The sequence below is a fragment of the Arthrobacter glycogeni genome (assembly GCF_054511155.1).
In genome coordinates, this window is the sequence record NZ_JBTNDE010000011.1 from 1 (window position 1) to 13275 (window position 13275).

At 66.4% G+C, this 13275-nt stretch carries 12 protein-coding genes; 9 read left to right on the forward strand and 3 right to left on the reverse strand.

Annotated features, from left to right (window positions below):
• Positions 1–671: HNH endonuclease signature motif containing protein (locus tag ACX80O_RS08955; RefSeq protein WP_459333233.1), on the forward strand; the 671-nt coding region annotated here is incomplete at its 5' end.
• Between the two features lie 153 nt (positions 672–824).
• On the opposite strand, the gene ACX80O_RS08960 is transcribed toward ACX80O_RS08955, so the two are convergent.
• Positions 825–3020, reverse strand: coding sequence for an MMPL family transporter (locus ACX80O_RS08960; protein ID WP_459333234.1), 2196 nt, complete (start codon positions 3018–3020; stop codon positions 825–827).
• Between the two features lie 120 nt (positions 3021–3140).
• Here ACX80O_RS08960 and ACX80O_RS08965 point away from each other — a divergent pair, with 120 nt between their 5' ends.
• The 3 genes from ACX80O_RS08965 (at position 3141) to ACX80O_RS08975 (ending at position 6570) form a co-directional block, all read left to right on the forward strand.
• Positions 3141–3614: a MarR family winged helix-turn-helix transcriptional regulator gene (locus tag ACX80O_RS08965; RefSeq protein WP_459333235.1), complete on the forward strand. Its 474-nt coding sequence runs from the start codon at positions 3141–3143 to the stop codon at positions 3612–3614.
• A 21-nt stretch (positions 3615–3635) separates the two neighbouring features.
• Positions 3636–5237 carry a phytoene desaturase family protein gene (locus ACX80O_RS08970; RefSeq protein ID WP_459333236.1) on the forward strand — a complete coding sequence of 534 codons (1602 nt, stop codon included), beginning with the start codon at positions 3636–3638 and terminating at the stop codon, positions 5235–5237.
• A 151-nt stretch (positions 5238–5388) separates the two neighbouring features.
• Positions 5389–6570 (forward strand): ATP-grasp domain-containing protein, encoded by a 1182-nt coding sequence (locus ACX80O_RS08975; protein ID WP_459333237.1) that lies wholly within the window; start codon positions 5389–5391, stop codon positions 6568–6570.
• Between the two features lie 10 nt (positions 6571–6580).
• Here the strand turns inward: ACX80O_RS08975 and murJ are convergent, their stop codons facing one another.
• Entirely contained in the window at positions 6581–8083 is a 1503-nt protein-coding gene (murJ, locus tag ACX80O_RS08980; RefSeq protein ID WP_459333238.1) for a murein biosynthesis integral membrane protein MurJ, read from the reverse strand.
• A gap of 106 nt (positions 8084–8189) precedes the next feature.
• Here murJ and ACX80O_RS08985 point away from each other — a divergent pair, with 106 nt between their 5' ends.
• Both ACX80O_RS08985 and pabB read left to right on the forward strand, forming a co-directional pair.
• Positions 8190–8807 (forward strand): LysE family transporter, encoded by a 618-nt coding sequence (locus ACX80O_RS08985; RefSeq protein WP_459306257.1) that lies wholly within the window; start codon positions 8190–8192, stop codon positions 8805–8807.
• Positions 8808–8832: 25 nt separating this feature from the next.
• Positions 8833–10878, forward strand: coding sequence for an aminodeoxychorismate synthase component I (pabB, locus tag ACX80O_RS08990; RefSeq protein ID WP_459333239.1), 2046 nt, complete (start codon positions 8833–8835; stop codon positions 10876–10878).
• Positions 10879–11181: 303 nt separating this feature from the next.
• Here pabB and ACX80O_RS08995 read toward each other — a convergent pair whose 3' ends face one another.
• Positions 11182–11442 carry a GlsB/YeaQ/YmgE family stress response membrane protein gene (locus ACX80O_RS08995; RefSeq protein ID WP_459306260.1) on the reverse strand — a complete coding sequence of 87 codons (261 nt, stop codon included), beginning with the start codon at positions 11440–11442 and terminating at the stop codon, positions 11182–11184.
• A gap of 149 nt (positions 11443–11591) precedes the next feature.
• On the opposite strand from ACX80O_RS08995, the gene ACX80O_RS09000 reads away from it, so the two are divergent.
• From ACX80O_RS09000 to ACX80O_RS09010, 3 genes are all read left to right on the forward strand, one after another.
• A complete protein-coding gene (locus ACX80O_RS09000; RefSeq protein ID WP_459306261.1) occupies positions 11592–12476 on the forward strand; it encodes an aminodeoxychorismate lyase in 885 nt (294 codons plus the stop codon).
• 86 nt (positions 12477–12562) lie between these two features.
• Positions 12563–12925: a YciI family protein gene (locus ACX80O_RS09005; protein ID WP_459306263.1), complete on the forward strand. Its 363-nt coding sequence runs from the start codon at positions 12563–12565 to the stop codon at positions 12923–12925.
• Positions 12926–13264 carry a YciI family protein gene (locus ACX80O_RS09010; protein WP_459306265.1) on the forward strand — a complete coding sequence of 113 codons (339 nt, stop codon included), beginning with the start codon at positions 12926–12928 and terminating at the stop codon, positions 13262–13264. It begins immediately after the preceding gene.
• Positions 13265–13275 lie beyond the last annotated feature (11 nt).

A 13275-nucleotide genomic window follows, 5' to 3' on the forward strand; every position in this document is an offset into this window, starting at 1 on the left:
TTGGTGAGACCAACCCTGAGAGGGCTGCCGGTGATTCTCTTACCCGATCACGGGCCGGGTCACAGGCCGAAGCACCCGGTGAAGGCAACCAGTCGCGGGAGGGCAACCAGTCCGGGGAGGGCAACCAGTCGCGGGAGGGCAACCAGTTTTGGGGTGTGCAGGCGAAGGTCTTCGTGACGGTCCCGATGCAGACCCTCATGGGTGGGGATGCGCCGGGTGAGCTCGAAGGGTACGGGCCGATCGACCCGGACACTGCCCGGAAACTCGCCGGGCACGCGCCGTCGTTTACGAGGATCCTCACCCACCCCTTCACGGGGGCCAGGCTGGGCGCTGATGCGACCACGTACCGGGTCCCCAAAGACCTCCAAGATGCTGTGAGAGTCAGAGACGGGACCTGTCGGCATCCGGGGTGTAACCGGTTGGCGGTGTTCTGCGAACTCGACCACACGATCCCCTGGTCCCGGGGCGGGACGACCAGTTACTCAAATCTGGCAGCGCTCTGTAAACGTCACCACATGTTCAAAACGGAGGGTTTCTGGCACTACACCCAACCTGAACCCGGGACGATCATCGCGATCTCCCCCGCCGGAGAAACCTACACCACCAAACCCAACCCACCACCCACACCACCACCACCACCACCGCGACCAGAAACCCCACCACCGTTCTAGGATGAAGCCCCTCCCCAATCGCCGAAGCGGGACATCCGGCGTCTCAGAACGACTCAGAACGCCGTCAACCCGCCAGATCTCACGCCTCGGCGAAGAGGGTAATCGTGGCATGCCGCTTGGCCGGAACGCGAAGAAAGAGCGTACGGGGGATGCTTACCCGCGATGGGCTGGCTCGGCGCGGTGTTCGTGCTCCTGGCGCCCGGGAGCCTCTCCCGCAGAGCCCCTGTGCACCGGTCCGGATTCCCTGCCCAGCCGTGACGGCCACCAGATGCGGTGACCCAGGTCGTAGGCCAGAGCGGGCACCAGCAGCGAGCGAACAATGAGCGTGTCCAGCAGCACCCCGAAGGCCACGATGAACGCAATCTGGGCCAGGAACAGGATCGGAATCACCCCGAGCGCGGCGAAGGTCGCGGCCAGCACTACCCCCGCCGACGTGATCACGCCGCCAGTGACGCCCAGACCCCGCAGGATTCCCGGGCGGGTGCCGATCCGCAGCGACTCCTCCCGGACGCGTGTCATCAGGAAGATGTTGTAGTCCACGCCGAGCGCCACGAGGAACACAAACCCGAAGAGTGGCACCGAGGCATCGGCGCCGTCGAAGCCGAACACGTTGTTGAATACCAGCGCCGAAACGCCCAGCGCCGTGGCGTAGGACAACACCACGCTCGAGATCAGCAGCACCGGCGCTACCACGGAGCGGAGCAGCAGCATGAGAATGACCAGGATCACCGCGAGCACAATCGGGATGATCTTCACCAGGTCGGCCTGCGCCGTGTCGTTGGTGTCGATGGCAATCGCTGTCACACCGCCCACCAGCGCCTCCGGGCTGGCGTCGTCGAGCTCGGTCCGCAGGTCCCGCACCACGTCCTCGGCCGCTTCTGAATCCGCCTGGGACTGCAGGGTTCCGGAGATCAACACGTTGCCGTCGCGGACGACGACGGCGGCACCGGGTTCTGGTGACTCGACAGTCAGTGCCGCGTTGGTGATGCCCGACTGACCCTGCACCACCTCCAGCACAGCATCCTGGTCCTCTTCAGGGGCGATAACCGAAACCGGGCTGCCGGAGCCGGCGTCGAAGTGGCGTGCCAGGGCGTCCTGCCCGTCCACAGCGTTGGATTCGGTCAGGATCAACGCCGATTGCGGCACCCCGTTGGCCTGCAGTTGAAGCAGTCCCAACGACCCGGCGACCAGCACCAGGAAGGACGCCACCCACACGGTCCGCGCGTGCCGTGAGATCAGCGTCGCCGTCCGCTTCCAGATACCGCGCAGACCTTCCAGCCCGGTGGCGTCGACGCCGGCCGGCTGGACATGATGGGAGCCGGCCTTGGGGCGCAACGGCCAGAACGCAGCCCGGCCAAAGAGCAGCAGGAACGCCGGTAGCAGGGTCAGGGCGGCGCCCAGCGAGAACACAATCCCGATCGCAGCGATCGGCCCCAGGCTCCGGTTCGAGTTCAGATCGGAGAAAAGCAGGCAGAGCAACGCCAGGATGACTGTCGCGCCGGAGGCGAGGATCGGTTCAAACGAGCCGCGGTACGCCACCCGCATCGCCTCCCACTTGGACTCGAACTCGCCGAGAGCCTCACGGAACCGGGCCACCAGCAGCAGGGCATAGTCGGTGGCGGCACCGATGACCAGGATGGACAGGATGCCCTGACTCTGACCGCTAAGCTGGATCCATCCCCAGCTGGCCAAGGCATAGACCAGCAGGATGGAGGTTGCGAGAGCAAATACAGAGGTCAGCAGCACCAGAAACGGCAGAATAATGGATCGGTAGACGGCCAACAAAATCACGAAGACTGCCAAGAGGGCGACGCCGAGCAATAGCCCGTCGATACCGCCGAACGCGCTGACCAAGTCGGTGGCGAAGCCGGCTGGCCCCGTGACATAGCCGGTGGTACCCTCGGGAATTTCGGCGGTCAGCACATCGCGGAGCGACTCCACCACCTCACCCAGCTCGGCATCGTCGGCAACGAACGCGATGTATTGGATGGCAAAGGAATCTTCGGATGGCACGGGCCCAATGACTGTGGGGCCACCAGCCTCAGCCGCTTCCAGACCGTCGACGGCGGCGAGCGACGCAGTCAGCTCCTCGTAGACCCCCAGCTCCGCCGGCGGGATCTCCGTAGCCGATTTCACAACGATTACGGCGGGCAGGGCATCCGAATCGGTGAACTGTGTCTGCAGCTCCCCAGCCTCCGTGGACTCGGCGCTCGCTGGCAGGAACGACGCCTGGCCATTGCTGGACACCTCCTCCAGCTTGCCGAACGTGGGGCCACCGAACGCCGCGCCGACTAGCCACACCAGGACGACGACGGCGGGCAGCAGGACCCGCAACCACTTGCTGTGCATGATGAACGCCTCTCGAAGTAATTATCTCTAGAGAAGACTATATCTATGATGGAGATAAATGGATAGACGGACTAGAGTTGTCGATGCGGCACCTGTTCAACCGATGAGGTGAAAGGACACATGGTAGAGAATCCGGGCCCTGAACTGATGGCGCTGCTCCAGCAGTTCACCGTTGAGACGGATCGGTATGTTGATGCTGTCAGCGCGCGCGATTCCCTCTACCGCACTGATCTCAACGCCCTCGGTGTGATGATGGGCGCGGCCCGCGCAGGGGCAACGGTGACTCCCGGAATGCTCCGCTCCGAACTGCACCTGAGTTCCCCCGCCACCACCGCGTTGGTGGACCGCCTGAACAGTGCGGGCCACGTGAAACGCACCAGGAGCGACGTCGACCGCCGTCAGGTTCACCTCGAGATGACCGAAAAAGCGATGGAGACCGGGGGGAAGCTCTTCGCCCCCCTAGCGCAGCACATCAGCGGCGCGCTGAAGAACTTCTCGACCAGGGAGCAACTGCTGCTCGCCGAGATGATGCGCCAGATTACCGCGGCGACCATTGCGGCGCGGAATGACGTGGACCAACCACCAGCCCTTTAGCCGGGTTGCTAGGGTGAGTCAATGGATCGATCACGGGCCGGACAGGATCATTTCGACGCAGTAGTGGTGGGCGGCGGACACAATGGGTTGGTCGCCGCCACGTATCTGGCCAAAGCGGGCCGGTCGGTGGTGGTCCTTGAACGCCAAGACCACGTCGGTGGAGCGGCGGTGTCGGCCGAGGCCTTTCCAGGCACTGGGGCGCGGTTGTCGCGCTACTCCTATCTGGTGAGCCTGCTCCCGCAGCAGATCATCGACGATTTGGGGCTCGACCTTGAACTGGTCCGCCGACGCTACTCCTCCTATACGCCCTTACCCGGGGGCGAGTCGGGGCTGCTGGTCGACACCGAGGACCGGAAGGCGACCCGCGACAGTTTCCGGCGCATTGGCGCCGGCCCGGACGCCGGTGCCTTCGGCGAATTTTACGGCCGCACTGCGATCCTTGCGGACAAGCTTTGGCCCACCTTCACCAAACCACTGCTTAGGCGGTCCGAGGCGAAGGGCCTCGTCGGCGACGACGAGATCTGGAACGACTTCATCGAGCAGCCACTCGGCGGGGTGATTGAGCGGGCCGTGGACAGCGATCTGGCCCGCGGAGTGCTCCTCACCGACGGCCTGATCAGCACCTTCGCCCGGGCCCACGACGAGGACCTGCAGCAAAACAAATGCTTCCTCTACCACGTGGTGGGTCGCGGCACCGGGGACTGGGATGTCCCGGTGGGCGGGATGGGCGCTGTCAGCGGCACCCTGGAACGAGCCGCGCGGGCAGCGGGGGTGGTGATCCGCACCGACGCCGAGGTGACCGGGGTGGCCCCCAACGGCGTCGTCCACTACCACCCCACCGGCGAGACTTCTCGGACGCAGCGCGTCACCGGTGAGTACGTACTCGCCAACGTCACCCCGGCCGTGTTGGGTCAGCTGATGGGCGGCCCCCGCACTGATGGTTGGCTCGCTCACGGCGGCGGCGCTGAAGGCGCGCAGGTCAAGGTGAACCTGCTCCTTTCTCGACTGCCGAGACTCAGGGACCCTGAGGTTCAGCCCGAGCAGGCCTTCGGCGGCACCTTCCACATCAACGAGCTGTACTCGCAGCTCGATACCGCCTACACGGCCGCCGAGAATGGTCAGATCCCGTCGCCTCTGCCCATCGAGATCTACTGCCATTCACTGGCCGACCCCTCGATCCTGTCAGATTCGCTGCGGGAATCGGGCGCCCACACCCTGACCGTCTTCTCGCTGCAGACCCCGCACCGGCTGACCCATGACGCGGATCATGATGCCCTGCGGGCCGAACTCCAGGCCGCAGTGCTCGCCTCACTGAACAGCGTGCTGGCCGAACCCGTCGAGGACTGCATCCTGCTCGACGGCGACGGGCGGCCCTGCATCGAAACGAAGACCACCCTCGATCTGGAGGGCACCCTGGGCCTGACCGGCGGCAACATCTTCCACGGGCCGCTGTCGTGGCCGTTCGCTGAAGACGACGCACCCTTGGAGACGCCCGCGCAACGGTGGGGCGTTGCCACCGACCACCCGCGGGTGTTGCTGTGCGGCGCGGGGTCCCAGCGCGGCGGCGGAGTCAGCGGTCTGGGTGGCCACAGTGCGGCGATGGCGATGCTCGAGGAGCATTAGAGCTTGATGAGAAAGCACCGCGACGGCGCGGCATCCCGCCGTCGCGGGGGGTCCCGACAGTAGAGTAAAAGCCTACTAAACCTGGATCAACAGCAAGCGTCTGAACCGGTGCGGAGCATCGGGCGGCCGCTCACCACATCTTGAGGCGAGCGTGACATACACATCACATGAGGGGCCGCGAGCCCTGGTCATCAGTACCAGCCGGGACAGGGGTGCCCTCGCTGCCGTCCGATCCTTGCGCCAGTCCGGCTGGCTGGTAGGTGTTGGCACCCCCGACGACGGCGGAATGCTCGGCGCGTCAGCCGCCTGCTCCGCCCGGCATGTGGTGCCCCGACCGCGCCAGGACGGCAGCGCGTTCACCGAGGGTGTCCGCCGGGCGGTGGCTCTCGGGTCGTACGACGTCGTGTTCGGCGGCGGCGACGACTGGATGGCAGCGCTCGCAACCTACCGCGACGACATCCCCACCCATGTGGCCCATCCGCCCGCCGCGGTGGTCGACGCTGCCCTCAACAAGGTGGACCTCACCGCACGCGCCCACCGGCTCGGCCTCGCGGCACCCCACACTGTGCCAGCCACCGACCAAACCATGACGGAGTGGCGGGGTCCGGTGGTGGTCAAATGCCTGTCGCACTGGGCCCACGGGCAGACCCGCCCCCACCGGATTGAAGCGAAACTTTTCCCCGACGTCGTCTCGGCTGGCCCCCAGATCGACCGGGTTCGGAAAGCCGGCGCCGAACCGATTCTGCAGAAACCGGTCCAGGGTCATCTGGGCGCGCTGATCGGCGTCTTCCACGACGGCCGCCTCAACGGCCGGGTGCAACAGGTCACCTCCCGGCTCTGGCCCACACCCAACGGTGTGTCCACCCGCGCGGAGACCGTACCCGTGGACGAGGAGTTGGCCGCCCGCGCGGAGGCTCTGCTGAGTGATCTGGACTGGTGGGGGCTGGTGGAGTTGCAGTTCCTAATCGACGACGACGGCGTCCATCACCTGATCGACCTCAACGGCCGGTTCTTCGGCTCGATGGCTTTGACCAACGCATCACGTCCGGGACTGACCGATCTGTGGGGGCGTCTGGTGCTGGGTGAGAACGTAGAGAAGTTAGCCGACGCTACCCCGGGGATGCGCTACGCGTGGACCGCCGGGGACCTGCGACGGGCCAGCGTCGAACGACGCGGTGGGCCGGTTGCAGACGTGGTGAACACCCTGCGGTGGGCGGGCCGGTCCCGCCACAGCGTGTGGGATGTCAAGGATTTGGGGCCGACCCTGCACCTGGCCTCGGCTCGGCTGCGACGGGTGGACCGGAAGCCCACACCGGCCGCAGCCGTCCCCTGATCCGCCTCGGTCAACCCCGCCGCCCCCGCCGTGCGACGCCTTTGACCAGGTCGAGGGCGAGGAGCCGCTCCGGCGCGCGCAGCAGCGCCAGCCCGGCCAGGTACACCCCGCACACCACAAGCGCCACAGCCCCGCCGGCCACTAGGGCGGGTTGCTCCGCCACCACCGCGAGCACGGCGACGCCGGCCACTCCGGCTATCGCCGCGAGCCCCAGGGCCCGTGCCAGAAGCGCCGTGGCCGCCCCAAGATCAAGACCCTGATGGCGGCGGTGCAGCAGCCAGCTGTTTGCAAGGGCTGCGAAGCCCAGGGAGGCAGTGGTGGCCAGCGCGATACCGGCAATGCCCATAGTCGGCGCGAGCAGGATGTCACCGACTACGTTGATGACCATAGCGATCACCGCTACGACCACCGGCGCCCGCGCATCGCCGAGGGCGTAGGAGGCGCTGACCACCACTTGCCGGCACCCAAGTGCCAGCAGTGCTGGCGCATACCAGGCCAAAGCGGTGGCCGTTGCAGCGATGTCATCGCCGGTGAAGGCACCGCGGCCGAAGGCCACCTCCGCGAGCGGTTCGGCGGCAATAATCATCACTACACACAACGGCGTCAGTACGGTCACAGCTACCGCAAGCCCCCGCCCGACCAGCCGGCGCACTTCGGCGATGTTGGTTGAGGAAGCGCTCAACGCCGGATACAGGGGTACGAGGAGGGACGCAATGATCAGGGTCTCGGGAAGATTCACGAGACGCCAACCGTAAGACAGGGCGGTGATGGCACCTTCATCAAGGGTGGAGCCCACCGCTCGATCCACCAGCGTGTTAATGTTGCCGATTGCACTGCCCACCAGCATGGGCGGCATTAGCCGCGCCATTTCCCGAAACCCCGGGTCGCGAAGGTTCAGCCGGGGACGCACCCCGGTACCCAGGGAGAACAGCGGCGGGAGTTGCAGGAGCAGCCTCGCCCCCGATCCGACGACGAAGCCCACGGCGAGCGCGGCAATCCCGTAGGTGGGACCGAACAGTCCCGCTGCGCCGATCATGATGATGTTGAACGGAACCCCCTGGAGAGCCGACCAGGCAACCCGCCCATGCGACTGCGACAGGGACGCCAGCAGATCAGTTCCGGCGATCAGCACCGTCGCGATCAGCACGATGCGGGTGAGCGCTTCGGTGGTCTCGGCCTGGGCGCCGTCGAACCCCGGGGCAATAATCGCGGTTACCGGACCGGCGAAGATGCTCATCACCACCCCGCCCACACCGAGCACGATCATAGTGACGGTGAGGGCGGTATCGAACCCGGGGTGGCCCCGGCACCCGCCCTCTTCCTCAGCGGCCTCGCGGGAGGTGACAGGGATCGCCGACCGGGCCATGGCGTAGGCGATCAGGCCCAGCACAATGTTCATCAGGCCCTGGGCCACCAGGTAGGCGTCGAGTGCGGCACCGGCGCCGAAGACGGCGGCGATGACAACGTCACGGACAAACCCGAACAGGGTGGACACGGCGGTCAGGCCGGTCACCAGTAGGGCTGCCCTTCGTATACCTGGCCTAGTCACCCTATGACGATACATTTCGTGGTCTGGATTCCCCGCACCGCGGGGCCAACGCCGCAGCTAGGATCAGTTGGTGACATTTTCCGTCTGGCTGGCTCTGCTTGGAGCCCAGGCCCTCATCAGTTTCAGCCCCGGCGCGGGGGCGGTCAACACCATGAGCAACTCGCTGACGGTGGGTTTCCGTCGGTCGATGTGGGGCATCCTCGGGCAGCAGGTAGCCCTCCTGGTGCACATTGCGGTGGTGGCTGCCGGCGTCGGGCTGCTCGTGGCGAGTTCACCGGTGGCGTTCAACGTGATCCGCTTCGGAGGCGCCGCGTACCTGGTCTATCTGGGCATCCGGAAGCTCTTCCAGGCCCCCGAGCTCGAGGAGGCAGCCGCCGTCCGCCGGGTGGAGGGCGCCTTCTCCCTGTTCCGCCGGGGCCTGTGGGTGAACCTGCTCAACCCTAAGGCCATCGTCTTTTTCCTCGCCTTCATCCCCCAGTTCATCAGGCCCTCCGAACCGCTGCTGGGCCAATACGGCATCCTGGCGGGCACTGTGGTGGCGATCGACGTGCTGGTGATGTGGTTCTTCTACGCGGCTGCCGCCAAATCGTTCAGGCGGTTTACGCAGAACCCGCGCGGGCAGGTCGTCCTCAACCGTGTCTTTGGCCTACTGTTTGTAGCCGTGGGCGTCCTGCTCGCCGTCGCCTGACGACACCCCGAAGGATCCACTGCCCATGCCACCGACAGCCGGGACCGCCGTCGCACCGTTGATCATTGCTGTTGACGGTCGCTCGGGGGCCGGCAAGACCCGGCTCGCGGTCGAGTTAGCCGCGCTGCTCCGTGAGCACCACACGGTGAGCCTGTTTCACCTCGAAGATATTTACCCGGGCTGGGATGGCCTGGAATCCGGCATGGACCGTTACGTTGCGTCGGTGCTCCGCCCTCTCGCCGCCGGGCGCACCGCCACCTGGCGGGCCTGGGACTGGGCCGCCGGCGACGATAGCCCGGGACGCCGCACCGAACCAGCCGACGTCGTCATCGTTGAGGGGGTGGGCGCAGCCTGCCGGACCGCTCGGGAATTCCTTGACGTCAGCATCTGGGTGGACGCCCCTGAAGAGGTCAGGCGTTCCAGCGCGCTGACCCGCGACGGTGACACCTACGCGCCGTTCTGGGAGCGCTGGGCCCGGCAGGAACAAACGTGGCTCGACCACGATCAGCCGCAGGTCACCGCCGACCTGGTGGTTGACGGGCACCAGGACGCCGCGGCACCGGAGCGGGCCCGGGTGGCCCTGACCGGGCTGCCTCAGTGCGGATCGCTGCTCGCGGTGGAGCGCGCGCAGCGCCGCGCCGCCTCCGTCCAGGTCGAGCGGCTGGCCGGCTGTCCCGATGGTGGTGCCCTGTTCGCCGCCCTCTATGGGCCTTCCGAGGCCGCCGTCTGGCTGGACAGTTCGGATGCGGAGGCGGGTGTGGGCGGGCGGAGCCGGTTCAGCATCATGGCCGACGACGGCGGGCAGTACGGCCAGCTGGCCCGGCACACCGCCGGCAGCACCGAGATCGTCTCCGGGCCGGTCACGGCCCGGATCCCCGGGCCGTTCTTCCGCTGGCTCGACACGACCTGGGGTCGTCGGGCGGTGCCTACCCCCGAGGACTATGAGTGCGGCTTTACGCTGGGCTGGCTCGGCTATCTTGGCTATGAGCTCAGACGGGAAACGGGTGGCATCTCGGTCCCCGCCAGCCCTCTCCCTGACGCGGTGCTCCTGTTCGCGGGCCGCGCCGTCGTCCTGGACCACGAGCAGCAGGCCACCTATCTGCTGACCCTGGCCGGGACCTCCCACGACGAAGACGCACAGGAGTGGCTCGCCTCGGCCCGCGCAGCCGTCGCTGAGGCGCACCCGCAGGACCCTGCCCCGGCCGCCGGCCCGGCGCCGGTCTTCACCTCCCGCGACACCCGGACCGGCTACCTGGACAAGGTCCGCCGGGCGCAGGCGGAGATCCGGGAGGGCAACACCTACGAGGTGTGCCTGACCACCTCCCTGCAGGCCCACACCGCCGAGCCCCTGCGGCCCCTCGACGTGTATGGTTCCCTGCGCCGGGTCAGCCCGGCTCCCTTCGGCCATTTCCTCAGGTTTCCGGGTTTCGCTGCGGCCAGCACCTCCCCTGAGCGGTTCCTGCAGCTCAGCGCCAGCGGCTCCTTGCGGGCCGAGCCGATCAAGGGCACCCGCCGTCGTTCGCCTGATCCGGAACTCGACCGAGCCCTGCGGGAAGACCTGCTGACGTCCCACAAGGACCGCGCCGAGAACATCATGATCGTTGATTTGCTGCGCAACGACCTGTCCCACGTTGCCGTCCCCGGCAGCGTGAGCGTCAGCCGGTTGTGCGAAATTGAGCGGTACGCCACCGTCTACCAGATGGTGAGCACCATCGACGCCCAGCTGCGACCCGGGACGTCCCGAACCGAGGCCGTGGCCGCGGCATTCCCCGCCGGGTCGATGACCGGCGCGCCAAAGATCAGCACAATGGCCATCCTCGACCGGTTGGAGGGAGCCCCGCGCGGCCTCTATTCGGGCGCCGTCGGCTACTTCTCGTTGAACGGCGCAGCCGACCTCGCCGTCGTCATCCGTACGCTCGTGCTTGAGGACGACGACGGCGGCACCCGCCTGACCCTGGGCGTTGGCGGGGCGATCACCGCCGACTCAAACCCGGCGGACGAGTGGGATGAGGTCCGGGCCAAGGCGTTTGGCGTGTTGTCCGGTCTCGGCGCCGAATTCCCGGATAGCTAGGGCAAGCCGGCCGCGCCGTCAATCAGATCTGACGCAGCAAGGCATTAGTATCAGTGCGGAGGAGCGAAATCGAACGGCGCACAGTTCCCAGCGCAAAACCTAGAGGAACCAGGATCAACGGCACCAAAATGACCCATGACTGGCTGAGCACAGCCTGACCAGCCTGCAGGTTTGCTCAGGTTGCGCGACCCGTTCAGGGGGTTGCGGCGCGACACGCCGGCGAACGGCCCATTGCGGTACCAGCACCTGGGCAGACCTGCACGCCGTCGGGAAGAACCAACCGGCCGGAGCCGGTCCGGCTGTTTAGCGGCGGACCTTGCGGCGTCCGCTGATGCCCTCGGCGACGCCAATCAGCAATACAGAAGCGATCACAGCTGCCACGAAGCCGATCACGTTAAGTTCGAAGATCTTCCCGGTTCCCAGGAGGCTGGCAATGATGCCGCCGATCACTGAACCGACAAGTCCCAACAGCAGCGTCGCCAGCAGCCCGAGGTTCTGCTTGCCGGGTTTGATGAGGCGCGCGAGCGCGCCGATGATGAGACCCGCGACGATAAATCCGATCACAATGACTGTCCATTCTTTGAGAGCATTCCCGTTACCACGGGGATGCGTACAACTAGTAACACTACTGATGAAATTCTATCCGATACCGTTGTCGCGAGAAGATAGGCCAAGGACACCGTCGTCGGCCGACGCGCAACTATGCTGATGCCATGACTGTTCTCGTGTTCCTCGATCCTGACTACGACAACGGCCGCGTCGCTGACGCCTCGGTGCCGCAACTGATGGCCACCGACCTCGGCGCCACCCGCGGGGATGGCATCTTCGAGTCCCTGCTGGCGCTCAATGGGGAAGCCCGGAAGGTGCAGGCCCACCTCGACCGGCTCGGGTCATCGGCACACGCGCTCAACCTGGACCTGCCCGCCCAGGATGCTTGGCGTCGGGCCATCGCCACCGCGCTCGACGCGTACGCCGCGACGACGACGGGTCCGGCCGACGTGGAACTGGCGGTGAAGCTCATGGTCACCCGCGGCGTTGAGGGTGCCGATTCCCCCACCGCCTGGGTGCAGGTGTCCCCGGTCCCAGCCAGGACGCAACGTCAGCGGCGAGACGGTCTGGCCGTGCTGTTGTTGGACCGTGGCTACGACAGCACTGTGGCGCAACGGGCTCCGTGGTTGCTGATGGGAGCGAAGACCCTGTCCTACGCCGTCAACATGGCGGCCGTCAGGTATGCGCACGACCACGACGCCGACGACGTCATCTTCACGTCCTCCGACGGCAAGGTCCTGGAGGGGCCGACGTCGACCGTGTTGCTGGCCCGGGTCCGGGACGGCATCAAGACGCTGCTGACCCCGCAGCTGGAAAGCGGGATCCTGCCCGGGACCTCGCAGAACGCGTTGTTCACGGTGGCGAAGGCTGCGGGGTGGGAACTGGGGTACGGGCCGCTGGTCCCGGCTGACCTGTACGACGCCGACGGCGTCTGGCTGATTTCCAGCATCCGTCTCCTCGCCCCGGTAAATTCCCTCGACGGTCAGCAGATCGCCGCTGCCCCTGAGCTCACTGCCGAGCTGTCGGAGTTGGTGGCAAAAATTTCCTGAGCCGGGTGTCGATTTCGGCTCCATTCGACCGTCATGAAAATGAGCGACGCAAACGGCGTCCTCACAAGGGCACGATAGGAGATGCGATGAGCACCGAATACATCATCCTGCTACACGACAACGAGACAGCCTGGCAGGAAGCGACCCCCGAGCAACGAGCCGCGACGTACGGCCGACACACCGAGTTCGCCCGGCGCTGCGCCGAAGACGGGCACACCATGACCGGCGGCGCCGAATTGCAGCCGTCCGCAACCGCCAGGATCCTCCGCGGCGAGACTGTGGGCATCACGGACGGCCCCTACACCGAGACCGCCGAACAGCTGGGCGGGTTCTATCTGGTGGAAACCGACAACGTAGAAGCGCTGACGAAACTGGTCAATGAGTTATTGGCTGATACCACCGGGCCGGCGGAGATCCGGGCCACGATCCGACCGAGCGAGGGCGGCTAAATGAAAGTCGCAGTGTTTCTGTACCAGGATGAGTCGGTCTGGGCCAACGCCACCGAGTCCGAGCAAGCGCGGTACATGGCCGAACATGATGCCTTCTCCGAGGCCGCACGCCGACGGGGGAAGGTCATCGCGGGTGAAGCCCTCGCCCCCGTGTCCACCGCCACGACGGTACGCCGTCGAGGCAACCAGGTGGGCCTCACCGATGGACCGTTCGCGGAGACCGCGGAGCAGCTGGGCGGGTTCTATGTGCTCGACGTCCCCGACCTTGACGTGGCGGTTGACCTGGTGAAGCTGCTGCCCGAATACACGGTCGAACTGCGTCCCGTCGTCGAGTACTAAAGGCCAACGCC